General features: G+C 69.5%; 17 protein-coding genes and 2 pseudogenes. 3 read left to right on the top strand and 16 right to left on the bottom strand.

What is annotated here, in order from left to right; translation table 11 throughout:
* From EFK10_RS11995 to EFK10_RS12035, 8 genes and pseudogenes are all read right to left on the bottom strand, one after another.
* Positions 1 to 491, bottom strand: a pseudogene (locus tag EFK10_RS11995) (hypothetical protein); the annotation flags it as partial.
* A 332-nt stretch (positions 492 to 823) separates the two neighbouring features.
* The gene (locus tag EFK10_RS12005) at positions 824 to 1432 is read right to left on the bottom strand and encodes a hypothetical protein (protein ID WP_127355708.1); all 609 of its coding nucleotides are present in this window, start codon (positions 1430 to 1432) and stop codon (positions 824 to 826) included.
* 16 nt (positions 1433 to 1448) lie between these two features.
* Entirely contained in the window at positions 1449 to 1937 is a 489-nt protein-coding gene (locus EFK10_RS12010) for a phage tail tube protein (protein WP_127355709.1), read from the bottom strand.
* 131 nt (positions 1938 to 2068) lie between these two features.
* Positions 2069 to 2512, bottom strand: coding sequence for a hypothetical protein (locus EFK10_RS12015; RefSeq protein ID WP_127355710.1), 444 nt, complete (start codon positions 2510 to 2512; stop codon positions 2069 to 2071).
* A complete protein-coding gene (locus tag EFK10_RS12020) occupies positions 2509 to 2763 on the bottom strand; it encodes a hypothetical protein (protein WP_127355711.1) in 255 nt (84 codons plus the stop codon). Before EFK10_RS12020 ends, EFK10_RS12015 begins: the two co-directional genes overlap by 4 nt.
* On the bottom strand, positions 2760 to 3188 hold the full coding sequence (locus EFK10_RS12025; protein WP_127355712.1) for an HK97 gp10 family phage protein: 429 nt from the start codon (positions 3186 to 3188) through the stop codon (positions 2760 to 2762). Before EFK10_RS12025 ends, EFK10_RS12020 begins: the two co-directional genes overlap by 4 nt.
* Positions 3188 to 3571, bottom strand: coding sequence for a hypothetical protein (locus EFK10_RS12030; protein ID WP_127355713.1), 384 nt, complete (start codon positions 3569 to 3571; stop codon positions 3188 to 3190). Before EFK10_RS12030 ends, EFK10_RS12025 begins: the two co-directional genes overlap by 1 nt.
* 46 nt (positions 3572 to 3617) lie before the next feature.
* Complete coding sequence (locus EFK10_RS12035; protein ID WP_127355714.1) at positions 3618 to 4067, bottom strand: DUF6093 family protein; 450 nt, start codon at positions 4065 to 4067, stop codon at positions 3618 to 3620.
* Positions 4068 to 4227: 160 nt separating this feature from the next.
* Here EFK10_RS12035 and EFK10_RS12040 point away from each other — a divergent pair.
* A pseudogene (locus EFK10_RS12040) lies at positions 4228 to 4647 on the top strand (carboxymuconolactone decarboxylase family protein).
* Positions 4648 to 4812: 165 nt separating this feature from the next.
* Here EFK10_RS12040 and EFK10_RS12045 read toward each other — a convergent pair.
* The 3 genes from EFK10_RS12045 to EFK10_RS12055 form a co-directional block, all read right to left on the bottom strand.
* A complete protein-coding gene (locus EFK10_RS12045; protein ID WP_456318722.1) occupies positions 4813 to 6240 on the bottom strand; it encodes an IS1182 family transposase in 1428 nt (475 codons plus the stop codon).
* A gap of 136 nt (positions 6241 to 6376) precedes the next feature.
* Complete coding sequence (locus tag EFK10_RS12050; protein WP_206305416.1) at positions 6377 to 7168, bottom strand: SDR family NAD(P)-dependent oxidoreductase; 792 nt, start codon at positions 7166 to 7168, stop codon at positions 6377 to 6379.
* A gap of 214 nt (positions 7169 to 7382) precedes the next feature.
* On the bottom strand, positions 7383 to 7922 hold the full coding sequence (locus tag EFK10_RS12055; RefSeq protein ID WP_127355715.1) for a helix-turn-helix domain-containing protein: 540 nt from the start codon (positions 7920 to 7922) through the stop codon (positions 7383 to 7385).
* Between the two features lie 123 nt (positions 7923 to 8045).
* Here EFK10_RS12055 and EFK10_RS12060 point away from each other — a divergent pair, with 123 nt between their 5' ends.
* Complete coding sequence (locus EFK10_RS12060) at positions 8046 to 8558, top strand: YbaK/EbsC family protein (protein WP_127355716.1); 513 nt, start codon at positions 8046 to 8048, stop codon at positions 8556 to 8558.
* A 440-nt stretch (positions 8559 to 8998) separates the two neighbouring features.
* Complete coding sequence (locus EFK10_RS12065) at positions 8999 to 10327, top strand: AlbA family DNA-binding domain-containing protein (RefSeq protein WP_127355717.1); 1329 nt, start codon at positions 8999 to 9001, stop codon at positions 10325 to 10327.
* Positions 10328 to 10361: 34 nt separating this feature from the next.
* Here the strand turns inward: EFK10_RS12065 and EFK10_RS12070 are convergent, their stop codons facing one another.
* The 5 genes from EFK10_RS12070 to hutU form a co-directional block, all read right to left on the bottom strand.
* Positions 10362 to 10946, bottom strand: a complete 585-nt coding sequence (locus EFK10_RS12070) for a HutD/Ves family protein (RefSeq protein ID WP_127355718.1) — start codon at positions 10944 to 10946, stop codon at positions 10362 to 10364.
* A gap of 450 nt (positions 10947 to 11396) precedes the next feature.
* A complete protein-coding gene (gene hutI / locus EFK10_RS12075) occupies positions 11397 to 12572 on the bottom strand; it encodes an imidazolonepropionase (protein ID WP_127355719.1) in 1176 nt (391 codons plus the stop codon).
* A gap of 50 nt (positions 12573 to 12622) precedes the next feature.
* A complete protein-coding gene (locus tag EFK10_RS12080; RefSeq protein WP_127355720.1) occupies positions 12623 to 13957 on the bottom strand; it encodes a formimidoylglutamate deiminase in 1335 nt (444 codons plus the stop codon).
* On the bottom strand, positions 13954 to 15171 hold the full coding sequence (locus EFK10_RS12085) for an allantoate amidohydrolase (protein WP_240677164.1): 1218 nt from the start codon (positions 15169 to 15171) through the stop codon (positions 13954 to 13956). Before EFK10_RS12085 ends, EFK10_RS12080 begins: the two co-directional genes overlap by 4 nt.
* Positions 15168 to 16832 (bottom strand): urocanate hydratase, encoded by a 1665-nt coding sequence (gene hutU / locus EFK10_RS12090; protein ID WP_127355721.1) that lies wholly within the window; start codon positions 16830 to 16832, stop codon positions 15168 to 15170. Before hutU ends, EFK10_RS12085 begins: the two co-directional genes overlap by 4 nt.
* Positions 16833 to 16984 lie beyond the last annotated feature (152 nt).

Genomic DNA, 16984 nt, shown 5'->3' on the forward strand with positions numbered 1-16984 from the left:
TGCGCCTGCGCGGCCCGGGTCGCCGCCGCGGCGGCCGCGTTCGCGGTGGCCTGCGCCGCCACAGCACCCCGCCCGGTCGCGGTCTGGGCGCGCGCCGCCATGGTCTGCGCCAGGGCCTGCGCCCGCAGCGCCCGCTCCCCGGCCATGACCGCCGCCGTCCGCTCGGTCTCCGCCCGCGCGGCCAGGTTCGCCGCCAACGCCTGAGCCCTACCGCTGCGCTCACCTGCCGCACCGGCGGCCGTCTGCGCGGCTGCGGTGCGCTCCAAAGCCGCCGCGACACGCGTCTGGGCCAAAACCGCGTCGACGGACGCGGAAGCCTGCACACGGGCCAGCCGCTCGGTCGCCGACTGCGTCTCGATCAGCGTGCGGTTGACCTGCTGCAACTGCCCGTCGAACTGCCGCAGCTGCATGGCACCCGACCGCAGGCCGCCGGTCAGTCCCGCGGTCGACGCCATCAGGTTGACGTACAGGTTGTAGGCACTGGCGCTCACCTACTGCTCCCGTCTGGGCCGCAGCCCGATCTTGACCCCACGCCCGTCCGGTCCGTCCGGGACCTGCTCCCGTTCCATCTCCACCAGCTCGCACCCCGGGCAGGTCCGCGAGTCCGCGACATACGCGAACCGGTCCCCGCCCAGCTCCGGCCGCCACTCATCCGCCCTGGTGCCGCACCCCGAGCACACCGCCCGGCTGTAGGCCAGCCACGACAGCGCCTTCGCCCGGTCCAGCGCCGACCAGCGGCCCTCCCCGGCCCCGGTGAACTGCGAGTGCGGTATGCCGTAGGCGTGGCACAGCTCCAGCTCAGCCCGGAACGCCGGGTCGGAGGTCAGCCTTTTCCCAGGTCCGCCCGCAGCGTCTGGTTGATGACCAGGGCCGTGGTGAACAAGGCCTTCGCCTCCGCGTCCGCCCAGGTGTCCAGCAGTTCCTGCGCGTCGGCCTCGCTCATGCCCTCGACCTCGGCGCCGCCGGCGTCACGCTCGATGTGGCAGGCGGCGATCAAAGCGGCAGGGAAGGTGTCGACGTTGTATTCCATGCCCTTGTCGGCCTGCGCCTCGGTGGGGGCGTGGTCGCGCAGCAGCTGCTCCCACACCGGCCGGGGCAGCGCCCGGAAGGTCAGGGTCAGCGTCGCCTCCGCCAGGGCGTCCTGTGCCCGCGTCAGGCCCGCGTCGGCGGCGAGGACCTGCGGGTTGGACGCCACCCACGCGTCACGCTTCTCCTTAACGATGCCCTGCTCGGTGCACTCGGCCAGCGCCCCGGCGCGGGCCGTCGCCAACGCCACGGACGCGTCCGTAACGGCGGCCTTGGCGTCGGTGTCGTCACAGATCGACAGGGTGCGCTCAGGCAGCTTGCGGGCCCGCAGCCGGGCCATCTTCGCCGACCAGTGCGCGTCCTTGGCGACAGCGCCCGCCGGCGGCTTGCGAGTAGTGGTGGACATGCGGATCCCCCTCGGATCAGGCGCCCGCAGCCGGGACGGCCGCGTCGAGCTTCGGCTGGTCGGACACCGCGAACGTCACGGTGAACTTGGCCGGGTCGGAACCAGCGGAGTAGGCCGGGGCGCGCGAGGCGACACGGACAGGGAAGACGTCCATCGACTTCGACGCCGGGACGTCGCCCTTGCGCAGGATGACCACGAAACCGATAGCGCCCTTCGGGAGCAGCGTCTCGATGGTGTCGCCCGCCAGGTCCTCGTAGAACGTCAGCGTCGAGGCGTCGGCCTTGTCCTCACCCGGGATCGACGTCGTCAGCGTCGAGCCCAGGTCGGGGGTGTCGACAGGCGAGTTGCCGAGCGACCAGCCCGCAATGTCGGAGATCGTGCCGGACAGCTCGGTGCCGGCGGACAGCTCCGTGCGGGTCGGGATGTTGGTGGCCGCGGCGATGGCCTCCAGAAAGAAGATCTTCGTGACTCCACGGCGCATGAACCGCTGCTGGGTGGAACCCATGGGGGACGCTCACTCTCCGGGGACCCCAGCCCCCGGCAATGACGGAGGCCCGTCCCCAAAAGGGGGGTCGGCCCGTACCGGTGTGGCCGGGCGTCCGCGCAAGGGCCTCCGCGGTGAGGTGCGATCAGGCCTCAGCTGTTCGGTGTTGAGACCGTCAGGACGAATCGCTGCACGTAAGTGTAGGTGGAGGACTCGACACTGGACCCGATATCGGCGTCCAGCTCCCGGCCGATGACCGTCAGGCCGACCACGTTGATCGCGTTGAGGAACTGGCCGCTGCCCGGCACCCGTGCCAGGAACGCCTGCCGGGCCTTGTCGGCCTGCAGGCTCGCCTGCTCGGCTGTGGTGCCCACCGAGGACACCTGCAGCAGGACGCGGGCATCAGCGTCGGCGTCCCCGAACGCCGGCCCCAAACCGGCGGTCTGGCCCAGCTCGTACAGCACGCAGTACGGGATGGTCGCCCCGGTGGGCTGCGACGTCGACGTGGGCGCCGTCCCGTACCCGCAGGAGCGGCCTGTGGCCGTCTGCAGCGTGGCCTGCACCGCGAGCGCCACCTGGCGCCCCGACACGCTCATCCGTCCTCCTCGTCGTTGGTCACCCATTGCGCGGTGATCGTGGCTTGGATGTCCATCACGGCGTACTGCAGCAACCCCAGTTCGGACCACACGGGCAGGTCGTTCGGGGTCGTCCCGCGCATCAAACCGAGGCCGCCGGTCTCCTCGTCGACGAGCTCCACGACGAACGCCAGCCGCGACACCATGCCGTAGCCGTGGGCCTGCAGAACCCCGGCGATGGCCTGGTGCAGGTCCTCGGCTGTGGTGCTCACAGAGTGTTCCCGTCTGTGATCCGCCCCAGGGCTTCCACGAACAGCGGCCGCACCGTCTCCATAGCGGGCCCGACGTGCGCGTACGGCGGCTGGTCAAAGACGCGACCCAAGCTATCGGGGCCTACGTAGCCGTACTCCAGGCGGCGGCCCTGCGGCTTGCTGGTGCCGACGATGGCCAGCACCGCGTCGGCGCCGGGGTGCACTTCGTGCGTCCAGGAGCGCCGGTAGTCGCCGGTCGGCGCGTTCGGGCCGGGCCTGCCAGAGGCGTTGGCCTTGATCTGCGTCTCCAAAAGCATCGCGTAGTGCCGCACCACCGACACCGCCGACGGCAGCACCGCGGCGGCGCGGCCCTGCAGCTGTGCGGCGATCTCGGCGGCGTTGCTGTAAGCACCCGCGCCCGCGCCCGGGGTGTTCGGGGACGCCATTACGCGCTCACCTCCGGCTTCCATCGGCCCGACGCCCACTCCTGCAGCAGCCGCAGCATGGCCCGGGTCAGCTCGTGGGGGGCGCCGTCCATCAGGTCGTGCCGGGCCAGAGCATGCCGCTCCAGCTCGCTCGCGTCGATCGCCGACAAGAACGCCGCGGCGGCCGGTCCCGGGTCCGGGGCGACACCCACAACGACGCGGGCCAGGCCGTCGAACTCGTCCTTCACCAGCGGCGACAGGAACAGCAGCAGTTCCGCCGGCCTGCCCGCGTGCTGGCGAAGCTCGTAGCCGGTGACCTTCTTGGAGATGTCGCGGCCGTCGAGGGCCACCGTCCCGGTGGCGTGCTCGGCGGTGATCCGCACGGTGCGCAGCTGATCGTCCATAACGATCAGCCTACGAAGGCGCGCGGACAGCCCTGCGGTACGTCAGTCACACCCCGCTCGTGGACTGCGTGATCTCGTCCAGCCACGTCGTACGCAACACCGCGAGGGAGTTCGCATCGGAGATGTCCATAACCCGCCACGTCCGGCGCAGGAGGCCAGGGTCCTGGGTGGCGACGATGACCCGCACATGGTCCTCACGGGACGCCAGCGGCGCACTCAGGGGCGTCAGCAGCCGGTACCGGTTGCGGGTGTCGTCGGCGTACGCCTGCCCCTGCAGGGACAGGGTCAGGCCGGGCCCGCCATTGGAGAAGACCGCCCCCCGCCCGTGGTAGACGATCGTGTCCTGGCCGGGCACGTACTCGCCTGAGGCCTCGTCCAGGACGGGCGGCCCAGGGCGGAAGATCTCGACGGTGTCCACGAGGATGCGGGACTCGATCATCGGGGCGACAGCGGCAAGCGAAAGCCCCCCAGAGGGCGGCGCAGGAGGAGTGCTCATGTGTTCGAGCGTAGGTCTCGGCAGCGGTCCTGAACGTCGTCGTAGGTGGCCTCTGCCGCGGCGCGAGAGGGGAGAGACACGTCACCTTCGTTCATGTCACATCTCACCCGAGGGGTTCCGTCCAAGAGGTGTAAGCACCAACAACGGCAAGGAGTGCACCATGGATGCTCGCTTGAACCCCCTCGACAGCCCGGTCGCAGCCGAGGCCCCCAAGCACATCATCGCGGCGAACAAGGCGCTCGCGGACGTGACGTAGGAGCTGGTGAGGCTCCGCGCCAGTCAGATCAACGGCTGCGCCGGCTGCATCGACATGCACACCAAGGAGGCCGCGCACGCCGGGGAGACCTCGGTGCGCCTCAACCTGGTCGCGGCCTGGCGGGAGGCCAAGGTCTTCACCGATGCCGAGCGCGCTGCCCTGGAGCTGGCGGAGCAGGGCACCCGCGTCGCCGCCCCGGCTGGTGGTGTCACTGACGAAGCCTGGGCGAATGCCGCCAAGCACTACGACGACGACCAGCTCGTCGCCCTGGTGTGCGTCATCGCCCTCATCAACGCCTTCAACCGCCTGAACGTCATCACCTAGGAGCGTGTCCCAGTAACGGGCAGGTGGCCAGTTGGCCGTGATCGATGGACTCGGTTGCAGTCGTCGTAGTCGCTTCTGGCCAGCGTCTGTGAGGTGGCCGTTCGGGTCCTGTCCGTCAGATATGCGGCCTGTGGGGAGGGTGACAGGGGTGGGAGGCCGGGTTGGTCAGCCCGTCACGGTGGCCAGTCCGGCGGTTCCGGTGTGTCGGAAGATTTTGCGGAGGTTGTGGCAGGCGGCGAGTAGTCGCCATTCGCCGCGGGCGCCGTCCTCGCCGCGGAGCAGGAGTTGGCGGCCGTTGTGGCAGGTCATGATCTGGCCGAAGACGGGTTCGACGATGGCCTTGCGGCGGCTGTAGGCGGCCTTGCCGGATTTGGTCCGCAGTTTGCGGGCCATCCGTTCCTTCAGCGTGGCGCTCGCCGGTATGCGTCCGCGGGGTGCGGGCGGGACCTGCTCGTCGTGGGCCAGGCGGCCGGTGGCCATGAAGGTGTCGGTGCCGCAGGCGGTGTGGCGGTCCTTCGCGGCCTCAAGGTTGCTCTCGGAGCAGTAGCCGGCGTCGACCAGTGCCTGCTTGGGGTGGACGCCGGTGTTGGCGGCGCACTGGTCGAGCATCGAGGTGTAGTTCAGCGCGTCCGAGGGGTTGGTCGTGACGTCGGCGGCGGTGATGACCTGGTGTTCTTCGTCCACGACGGCTTGGGCGTTGTAGGCCTGGATATAGGCGCCGTCACTGTTCTTCATGATCCGCGAGTCGGGGTCGGTGAAGTTGGCCTGCGCCTTCGGCTTGGGACGCGCCGCCTTGGCGGCCTTCTCCCCGGCGTCGGTGACGGCCTGCTCGTCGTGGGTGCCGGCCCGCTCCTGTCGGCGGCGTTCTTTGTCCTCCTCATGCCGACGGGCCTTGGCAGCGGCCTCGGCTTCGATCTGGGCGCGGGCGGCCTGCAGCTTGGCCAGGCGCTTCTCCCGCCGATCGAGTTCGGCGGGCAGATCCACCTCTTTGCCGTCCACGCCGTACTGCTGGTCTTCGGCGACGTCGGTGGCCTCCGCGTCAGCCAGCAGGGCAGCGGTCCTGGCCTCCAACTCGGCGACCTCGGCCTCGATCCGCTCTTCCTTGTCGACCAGCCGCCCATAGCTCATGGCCTTGTGCTTGGACGCGTTCGCCTCCAGCTTGGTGCCGTCCAGGGCGACGCGGCCCATCTTGACCATGCCCAGCTTGGTCGCCAGGTGCAGCGACTGGACGAACAGACCGGCGAGCGCGTCCAGATGGCGACGGCGGAACCGCGAGATGGAACGGAAGTCCGGGGCCTGGTCGGCGCCCAGAAACCGGAAGGCGACGTCGTCGGCGCAACGACGCTCGATCGCCCGCGAGGAGCGGACCCCGGTGGTGTAGCCGTAGATCAGCAACCGCACCATCAATCGGGGGTCGTAAGGCGGAAAGCCGCGCTTTTCGGTGTAGTCGGACAGGACCGGCCCCAGGTCCAGCACCTCATCGACCAGATCGGCGACGAACCGGGCCAGGTGGCCCTCGGGCAGCCAGTCATCCAGCGACGGCGGCAGCAACAGGACCTGATGCGGATCGAACGCCCGGAACCGCTTGTCCACCCCCGCCGCACGCCCCCGCGGCTGCTTGCTCTCTACCGGCGCGACCTCGAACAGCCCATCCCCACCATCCATACCGACATCATTCCGCACGAATGATCACGAACCACACACGGGTGTCAATTACTGACCCCCGCTCCTAGTGCGCGGTCCAGCCCCCATCGACCGGGAGAATTACGCCGGTGAGATAGGACGCGGCGGGGCTGGCCAGCAGTAACGCAGCACCGGTCAGTTCGCGAGGCTCCGCCCAGCGCCCGATGGGTACCTGATGGTCGAGGAAACTCCGCACGCGCGGATCGTCTTCGGCACCGTCGTTCAGCGGCGTGCGGAACGGTCCGGGTGCCAAAGCGTTGACACAGATGCCCGTGTCGGCGAGCTCCACCGCCAGGCTCCGTGTGAACTGGACCACCGCACCCTTACTGGCGGCGTATCCGGCACGGCCGGCGGCTCCGACGAGCCCGAGCGCGCTGGCGAGAGTAACGATGCGACCGTATCCGGCAGAACGCATCACCGGCACGGCGGCCTGGCAGGCCAGGAAGGTGCCGACGACGTTCACCTCCAGGCAGCTGCGAAACGTGGCGACATCGAGATCCGAGAGGTCGCCACGGGCCTGGATACCGGCACTGGTCACCAGCACGTCCAAGCGGCCAAAGCGGGAGACGACCTCATCGACAAGCCCGTGGACGGCATCCTCGTCGCTGACGTCGCACGCGAGACCGAGTGCTATGCCACCGGCGGCAGCCGTGATCTGTGCCGCCGCTGCTCGGCAGGCGTCCTGACGCCGACTTGCAACCACAACGGCGCTACCCGCCTGGGCAAGCGTCCGCGCGATTGACAGGCCCAGCCCGGCCGAGCCGCCGGTGACCAAAGCCACTTGCCCGGACAGATCCCAACCGTGATCACCAATCGCGCTTCCCCCGCTGACGTGCACCGACGCCTCCCATGTGATGCAGCCAAATGAATGACGGCATCATCGATCATCGCCGCCTCGAATGGGGCACCCGGCCGGCCAGCAGCCACACGTGCACCTCGCCGACAGAACGTACAGCAGGGAGACGTGTCGCGTCCGCGCACCCTGTTCGGTCCGGTGTAACCACTGCGGGGTTTCGTCACGTCTGCAGAGGAAGCGCTGCGTCCCGCCAGCATCATTGGTGCTCTGCGGGCGGTCCCAGCGGGTAGCGCACGACCAGGACGGCGTCGACATCTCCGGATGGTGCGCAGTACAGGTGCGGGACGTCGGCGGCCCAGCTGCCGTGCTGGCCCGGGCCGATCAGGAGGGGGGCGGAGAGCTCACCGACGCGCGCGGTGCCGCCCAAGACGATGATGTGCTCCGCAGCGCCGGAAGTATGAGCAGCGGACTCCTGGACTGTTCCGGCCCGGATGCGCACGCGGTATGTCTCTGTGATTGCGGCAGCGTCCTCGTAGCGTTCGGTGAGGGTGGCCTTCACGGCGTTGCCTGAAATCTCGTTGTGAACGGCGGTTGTGCTCAGGACTGCGCTGAGCGGGGCCTTGAGTGCTGTCGTGAGCGCGTACAAGGTTTCCAGTGTGGGGTTGCGCTGGCCGCTTTCCAGCTCGGAGAGTGTGCCCTTACCGATCTTGGACCGTCGCGCCAGCTCGGACAGTGACAGCCCTTCCGCGTGGCGCAGTTCCCTCAGTCGGCGTCCCACTTGGACGGCCAGTTCCATGATCCTCCTTCGCGCCCTGCGGTTTGACCGAATCTCCCACAAGATCTATCGTTCCATATAAAGAACGTTCTGTTTATGGAACGACGCACGCCATGATGACGCGAGCCAGAGCGAAGGAGCGACATGGAATCGCGTGAAAGCAAACTCCTGCCCGTCCGCAGCCAGCACGTGGCCCGGGCCCTTGCCGCGGCGGGCGTCCTGGGGGAGGTGCGCGAGCTGTCAGAATCGACGCGTACCGCGGCCGAGGCGGCCGACGCACTCGGATGCGACGTCGGCGCGATCGCCAACAGCCTTATTTTCATCTCCGACGACGAGCCAGTCCTGGTCATGACCAGCGGCCGCCACAAGGTGGACACTGCGGCACTCGCCGCCCGCTGGGGCCGCGGCAAGCTCCGTCGCGCCACTGCAGAGCAGGTACGCCAGGCCACGGGGCAGGCGATCGGAGGCGTCGCCCCCGTTGGCCATCCCCAGCCGCTCCCCACTGTGGTGGATGAAGCCCTGGCTGATTACTCCCAGGTCTGGTCCGCCGCCGGCACTCCACGCACCGTCTTTCCCACGACCGCCGCCGAACTCGAAGAGCTCACGGGCGGACGCCTGCTGCCCGTCGGCCCGCAACAAGGCACAGGATCCGGTTGAAGAGGGGGATAGAGCCGTCGCAAGACGGAGGATCGTCCTCGTACTGGGCGTACTTGGGCGACTCCGACACAGGCCAAAGAGCATGAACCAGCGGCGGGGTTGGCATTACTGACCCACGCTCCTAGCAGCCCGCCCGCGATTACCAGCCCGGCTAACGCGGATAACGAGGAGTACTGGCCCGGGGGCCGCCGGTGCCGTCTCACACCAGCAGCGCAGGCCCCGGGCACCCCTCGCCGGGGCCCGGGGCGTTGTTCTGGTACGCCTGGCGGTCCGACTGATCCAAACGAGTCGGCCGCCTGCCTAGCCACCGTTCAACGCCACCTCACTAAACTTCGATGGCACACGCTGAACATGCGATGGCAGAGGACACCCGACTGTCCATTGAGCCCAGGATCAGAAAATCGTACACAATGGTCGGGGGCACGGGGATGATGGCAGTCATGTCTGATCTCCCGCGGAATGTCCCCACCACCCACCAAGAGTTTGCCGACGCCCTCGACAAGGGCGTGTTTCCCGACGAGCGCTACTGGATCGACTTCAAGAGGCAGTTGTACCCAACGCCGGGGCCGAGCGGGAAGAACACCCAGGGCGAGAAGCAAAAGGCACACACCGAAATTGCCCGGGACATGGCCTCCATGGCGACTCGCGGCGGCTACCTAGTCCTGGGCGTGGCCGAGGACAAGTCGACCACGCCACCGGTTTTCTCGCCTCACCCGATGCCGCTGCCTCCGGGCATCAAGGACGACCTCGACCACGTTGCCAAGGACAGGATCACTCCGTCGCTGTACGTCGAAGTGACGCCCATGGAGGACCCGGCGAATCCGGGAACCGGCTTCATTCTCATCGAGATCCCGGGGTCCGAGCACGCTCCGCACATGACTGACGAGCGATACTTCGGCCGGTCCGACAGCGGCCGCACCACGCTCAGCGACGACCAGGTGGAGCGCCTGATGCTCCAGCGTGCCCAGTTGGGCCAGCGCATCCAGCCCGAGATGCAGACGACCGCCCAGGCCGACCCGATCGAGGCGGAACAGCGCGGCGTTCCCCACGGTTACCTCACCGCCGTCCCCACGCATGGCTGGACAGACATGTTCGCCAACTACACGAAGGACCGGCAGGCACATCAGCAGTTGATTCAGCTGTGCTCTCAGGCCGCGATCCGGATCGTGAACGAGAGTGGGCAGCACCGTCGCTTCGATGACATCGCCATGGGCGACATGAACAACTACAGGCGCAGCGGGCAGCCGCACGGTGCCTGGCTCAGCACGTGGACTGACGGCCCGGCCGAGGGTGTGGGGCGGATGGTAGGAGTCGATGACGACGGCCCGATCCGGTTCATCGACCTCGCAGCCGGCAGCACGTTCACCGGGCGGCACGCGATCGTGGACATGATGGCGGCCCGGAACCCCGACTACAGGGCTCCGACAGGTCCGCCACTCGTATACGAGATGACCTTCCGCGACAGGGTCAACGACATGCTGCGCCTGGTCACTGAGCTTTCCGGGGCCATCTCCTACCCCGGCGGCTGGCTGCTCGGAGTGCACTTTGACGGGCTTCAAGGCCGGACCGCACAGGCGACGCAGGGCCAGCGCAGCTTCATGGCGCCGTCCCGATACGACGCTGACACATACACCTTCACCACCAAGGCAACCGCACGTCAGATCGCCGAGAACCCAGCGGACGTCTCCAAGACGCTGCTCCTCCGGCTGTATCGAGGGCTCGGCACGGCGGCCCTCCTGGACGGACCGCAGCAGCCGGGGACCGCGTAGTCTCAAAAAACCAGCTGCCACGACGGCATACGCGTCAATGAGTGAGTCGATGTCCGATCCGGATCTCGGCGACGGTGCCATGCCCCAGGATTCGGATGTCACCAGGCCCCTGCTGGCGCACAGCGTCCAATCGGTCCAGCGCCCTCTCACCCGACTCGCTTACGGACAGAGCCAGTTGACCGGAGAGCAGGAGCACCAGGAGAGTCTCGCCACAGTGGGCGGCGATGTCACGGTGTGTAAAGACATCAGCTACCTTCACGGATGCCGTCGCGCGGTCTCGCCGGGTCATCACGTTCACGTCCCGGGTGGGCCCGCCAGGCAGGCGGCACGAGACCGTACTGTGGCCGGAGAACGCGAAGGGGGCGAAGGGGGCGAGCCGGTGCTCCGTGCCGTCGACGGCGATCAACATGCCGGGGCCGTCGATCAACATGATCACCCGGTCGACGCCGGGGAAGACGGAGAACGGCCCTTCGGCGCCGACGTCGGCGATGCTCACCCGCCAGTCGAAGTCCGCCAGCCCCGAGCCGGGGGGTGCGGCTGCCACCTGCCGCGTGCTGCCGGAGCCGTTCTTCCAAGGCGTTCTGGGGTAGTCAAGGAAGCGCAGCACGGTGGCAGACATGTTGGCCATTTCCTTCTTGTCAGTCCGCGATTTCCGAATGCCCGGTCTGAGGTGCCGGGGCATGGTGGCGTGGCGTTCGGCAGTTGCTGCTCGGGTGGCGGCCACCGTGGTGGATGCCACCGGCTCGGTAGGGGCGGTGCGGACATCTGGGCGTCGTACTCGGCCGCGCGGTCCCAGGAACGGGCCGGAGGCGAACGGGCATGGTCACCGCCGCCCCGGCCCGGCACCACCAACCCTGACAAACTCAACACCACGCCTCGCAACCCCGTGCGATAGATGACAGTTGGAGGAAGGCAGCCGCAGCGCTGCGCGGCCGCGCAGCGACCAGCGGGCGTCGCGAGCCGGGGCAACGCTGCACACTTCACCGGCCGGGCCGGGCGGTACAGAGGGCGGGTACGTGAGTGGCCGGCCGGGCGCCGGGGACAGGCCGAGAGGAGAGAGACCAACACGTCAGGTGACCGGAGCTCCGCGCCGCCACACCCGCGACACTAGCGGGACGCCGGGCCGGTACGCCAGGTGGACATGGCTCGGGGCGTCGAGGATCGCCAGGTCGGCGTGGGCGCCGGGGGTGAGACGGCCGATGTCCTCGCGGCGCAGCGCCGCCGCTCCCCCCGCCGTGGCGGACCAGAGGGCCTCGTCCGGCGTCATGTGCATGTGCCGTACTGCGAGGGCGATGCAGAACGGGACGGACGAGGTGAAGGACGAGCCCGGGTTGCAGTCCGTGGAGAGGGCGACGGTGGCGCCCGCGTCCAGCAGGCGGCGGGCGTTCGGCCACTCGGCGCGGGTGGAGAACTCGGCACCGGGGAGGAGGGTCGCAACGGTGTCGCCGCTCGCGAGCGCGTCGACGTCCGTGTCCGTGAGGTGCGTGCAGTGGTCGGCGCTCGCCGCGTCCAGTTCGACCGCGAGCTGGATGCCGGGGCCGTACGAGAGCTGGTTGGCGTGGACGCGTGGGTGCAGGCCCTTCGTCTTGCCCGCGGTGAGGATCGCGCGGGCCTGGTCGCCGTCGAAGGCGCCCTTCTCGCAGAAGACGTCGACCCAACGGGCGTACGGGGCACAGGCGTCGAGCATCTCGCCGGTCACCAGGGCGACGTAGGCGGCCGGATCGTCGGCGTAGTCCGGCGGGACGATGTGCGCGCCGAGGTAGGTGACCTCGTCGGTGTGCGCGGACGCGATCCGCAGTGCCCGTGCCTCGTCTTCGACGGTCAGGCCGTAGCCCGACTTCGTCTCGAAGGTGGTGGTGCCCTGGAGCAGGGCCTCGCGGAGGTAGCGCGTGAGGTTGCGTTCCAGGTTCTCGTCGGAGGCGGCGCGGGTCGCGGCGACGGTCGTGTGGATGCCACGCGCGGTGTAGATGCGGCCCGACATGCGGGCGTTGAACTCCTGGGTGCGGTCGCCCGCGAAGACGAGGTGCGAGTGGGAGTCGACGAAGCCGGGGATCACCGCCCGGCCTCCGGCGTCGACCCGGTTGTCAGTGACGGGTGCCTTCCTTGACTCACCGGTCCACGCGATGCGGTCGCCGTCGATGACGACGGCGGCGTCCTGGATCAGACCGAGAGGGGAGCCGTCACCGAGGGAGGGGTCGTTGGTGACCAGACTGGCGATGTTGGTGATGACTGTCGTGCTGCTCATGGCGTCCTCGTGGGTGGCGGGACCGGCTGTTGCGGGGCCGGCGGGGGGCGTCAGGCGCGCAGGGCCGCGACGGCGTCCTCGAGCGCTGTCGGTACATGCGGTACGAGCGTGTGCGCGCCGTCTCGTACGACGTGACGGCCCGCCACGATCGTGTGGCGTACGTCTGCGGCGGAGGCTGCGAATACGGCTGTCTCGGGGCCGAGTCGTGGGACCGATCCCGCTGTTCTGACCGAGTCGAGGGCGATCGTCGTGAAATCGGCGAGGGCGCCCGCCACCAGGATGCCCGCGTCGTCCCAGCCGAGGGCCGCATGGCCGTCGGCGCAGGCGGCGCGCAGGAGCGCGGCCGCCGTCCAGTGGCCGCGGGTGTGCGTGCGCAGACGCTCGTTCAATTCCATCGCGCGGGCCTCTTCGAAGAGGTCGACGACGGCGTGGCTGTCGGAGCCGAGGGAGAGCGGCGAGCCCGCGCGCTGGAGAGCGACGGCGGGGCCGATGCCGTCCGCGAGGTCGCGCTCGGTGGTCGGGCACATGCAGGTTCCGGTGCCCGAGCCGCCGATCAGGGCGATGTCCTCGTCTGTCAGGTGCGTGTTGTGGACGCCCGTCGTGTGCTCTCCCAGCACCCCGTTGTCCGCGAGGAGTTGAGTGGGGGTACAGCCGTGCGTCGCGAAGCAGGCGTCGTTCTCGGCGGTCTGCTCGGAGAGGTGGACGTGCAGCGGGACATGGCGGGCCCCCGCCCACTCGGCGACCGTGGCGAGCTGAGCCGCCGGGACAGCGCGCACGGAGTGGATCGCGGCGCCGATCCGGGCGTGGTCGCGCTCCTTGAGCAGCGAGGCCCGCTGGGCCCAGCCGTCGGCGGAGCCGTCGGAGAAGCGCAGTTGGTGCCGGTCGGGGGCCTGTCCGAAGCCGGAGGCGAGATACGCGGTGTCGAGGAGCGTGATCCTGATCCCGGCTTCCCCGGCGGCCTCGACGAGGGCCTCGCCCATGGCGTTGGGGTCGGCATAGGGGGTGCCGCCGGGCGCGTGGTGCACGTAGTGGAACTCGCCGACGGCGGTGACGCCCGCAAGCGCCATCTCGGCGTACACCGCGCAGGCGAGCGCGTGGTAGGTGTCGGGGGTCAGTCTGTCCGCGAAGGCGTACATCATCTCGCGCCACGTCCAGAAGGTGCCGGAGCCGACCTGCACGGTGCCGCGCAGGGCACGGTGGAAGGCGTGACTGTGGACGTTGGCGAGCCCGGGGAGGGTGAGTCCGCGCAGGATCTCGGACCTGGGCGGCGGGGAGTCGACGCCGGTGCGGACCGCCGAGATCCTTCCGGCCGCGACCTCGACGGCCACCCCCGGCTCGACGTGGGTGTCGAGCCAGGCGTGCTCCAGCCAGTACGTCTGCGTCACCTGCGGACCAGCCCTTCGAGTACGTCGGCGAGTGCGGTCACCCCGGCCACGCAGTCGTCCTCGGCGGCGTACTCGGCCGGGGAGTGCGAGATGCCCGTGGGGTTGCGTACGAACAGCATGGCGGTCGGCACGGTCGCGGAGAGGATCCCGGCGTCGTGCCCGGCGCCCGTACCCAGGACGGGGACCGTGAGCCCCGTCTCCTTGCCCAGGATGCGGGCGAGCTCGTCGCGCAGGGCGTGCTCGAACTCGATGAGAGGGGTGAACGACTCGCGGACCACGTCGAGTTCGACGCCGTGCGCCTGTGCGTACTCGCGGGCCGCCTTCTCGATGCCAGTGACGACCGTGTCGAGGCTCGTCTGGTCGGGGGCGCGGGAGTCGAGCCAGCCGCGGACGAGGGAGGGAATGGCGTTCACCCCGTTCGGCTCGACGGCGATCTTGCCGAACGTGGCGACGGCGCCCGCGAGCCGGGCCTCACGGCGGGCGGCGAGCACGGTCTCGGCGTACGAGAGCATTGGGTCGCGGCGGTCCACGAGCCGGGTCGTACCGGCGTGGTTGGCCTCCCCTCGGAAGTCGAAGCGCCAGCGGCCGTGCGGCCAGATGGCACTCGCGATGCCGACCTGGTCGCCGGTCAGGTCGAGGGCGCGGCCCTGCTCGACGTGCAGTTCGACGAAGGCGCCGATGCGGGAGAGGCGCTCGGGGTCCGGCCCGATCGCGTCCGGGTCGTATCCGGCCCGCTCCATGGCCTGCGGCAGCGTGATGCCATCGCCGTCCGTGAGCCGGTGCGCCTGCTCCGCGGTGAGCTCTCCCGCGGCGAGCCGGGACCCAACGCAGGCGAGACCGAAGCGGGCGCCTTCCTCGTCGCCGAAGTTGACGAGGGCGAGGGGCCGGGTGAACTCGACGCGGCGGGCGCGCAGTTCGTCGAAAGCGGCGAAGGAGGACACGACCCCGAGGGGACCGTCGAAGGCGCCGCCGTCGGGCACCGAGTCCAGATGCGACCCGGTGACCACCGCGTCCCCCTGGGCGGGATCCCCGAGCCAGGCCCACTGGTTCCCGTTCCGGTCCAGCTCGTACGTCAGTCCGCGCGCCCGTGCCTGGTCCTCGAACCAGGCACGGCATTCGGCGTCGGCCCCGGTCCAGGCGAACCGGCGGTACCCGCCGGAGGTGGAGCTGCGGCCGATCCGCAGCAGCTCCACCCACATGCTGTGGAAGGTCACGACTCGCCTCTCTCGCGCATCGGCACGCGCACGCCCCGCTCGTCCGCCGCCGACTCCGCGATGTCGTATCCGGCGTCGACATGGCGGATGACGCCCATGCCGGGGTCGTTCGTCAGCACCCGGCGGATCTTCTCGCCGGCGAGCTTCGTGCCGTCGGCGACGGAGACCTGCCCGGCATGGATCGAACGGCCCATGCCGACGCCGCCGCCGTGATGGATCGAGACCCAGGACGCGCCAGAAGCGACGTTCACCATGGCGTTCAGCAGCGGCCAGTCGGCGATCGCGTCGGATCCGTCGAGCATGGCCTCGGTCTCGCGGTAGGGGGAGGCGACGGAGCCGCAGTCGAGGTGGTCACGGCCGATGGCGAGGGGTGCCTGGAGTTCGCCGCTCGCGACCATGTCGTTGAAGCGCTCGCCCGCCTTGTCGCGCTCGCCGTAGCCGAGCCAGCAGATGCGGGCCGGCAAACCCTGGAGGTGGACCCTCTCCCCCGCCATCTTGATCCAGCGGTGCAGGGACTCATTCTCCGGGAAGAGGTCGAGGATCGCCTTGTCGGTTTTGTGGATGTCCGAGGCCTCGCCGGACAGGGCGGCCCAGCGGAAGGGGCCCTTGCCCTCGCAGAAGAGCGGGCGAATGTAGGCGGGGACGAAGCCCGGGAAGGCGAATGCGCGCTCGAAACCTGCGAGTTGGGCCTCGCCGCGGATCGAGTTGCCGTAGTCGAAGACCTCGACGCCGGCGTCCATAAAGCCGACCATAGCCTCGACGTGCCGGGCCATGGACTCGCGGGCGCGGGTGGTGAAGCCGGCCGGGTCCTTGGCGGCGTAGGAGGCCATATCGTCGAAGTCGACACCGACGGGGAGGTAGGCCAGCGGGTCGTGGGCCGAGGTCTGGTCGGTCACGATGTCGACCGGGGCGCCCTCGGCGAGCATGCGCGGCAGCAGGTCCGCCGCGTTGCCGAGCAGGCCGATGGAGAGCGGACGGCGGGCGTCGCGGGCCTCGACGGCGAGTTGGAGGGCGTGCTCCAGGGAGTCGGCCTTCACGTCCAGGTAGCAGTGCGCGATGCGGCGCTCGATGGCGCGCGGGTCGCAGTCGATACAGATCGCGACGCCGTCATTCATGGTCACGGCGAGCGGCTGGGCGCCGCCCATTCCGCCGAGTCCGGCGGTCAGGGTGATCGTGCCGGCCAGCGTGCCGTTGAACTTCTTCGCAGCGATGGCGGCGAAGGTCTCGTAGGTGCCCTGGAGGATGCCCTGGGTGCCGATGTAGATCCAGGAGCCGGCCGTCATCTGGCCGTACATGGTGAGGCCGAGGGCCTCCAGGCGGCGGAACTCCTCCCAGTTCGCCCAGTCGCCCACCAGGTTGGAGTTGGCGATGAGGACCCGCGGCGCCCACTCGTGGGTCTGCATGACGCCGACCGGCCGCCCTGACTGGACGAGCATCGTCTCGTCCTGCTTGAGCGTCTGGAGCGTGCGCACCATCGCGTCGAACGAACGCCAGTCGCGGGCCGCCTTGCCCGTACCGCCGTAGACGACGAGCTTGTCGGGGTGCTCGGCGACCTCGGGGTCAAGGTTGTTCTGCAGCATCCGCAGGGCGGCCTCCTGCTGCCATCCCAGGGCGCTCAGTTCCGTACCGCGCGGTGCCCGGACGGGGCGGGGTCCTGACATGGTCTTCCTCCTGTACGGACTGTTGCTTTTAATATTCACGCCAGCGGGCCCGTCACGGACTCCGCGGCCGCCGTCAGCCCACCGGACCGTACGAACTCGTACGCCGCCGCCAGATCCGGCGCCAGGAAGCGGTCAGGACCCACGCCGACCAC

The organism is Streptomyces soli (assembly GCF_003999195.1).
Lineage (GTDB): Bacteria > Actinomycetota > Actinomycetes > Streptomycetales > Streptomycetaceae > Actinacidiphila > Actinacidiphila soli.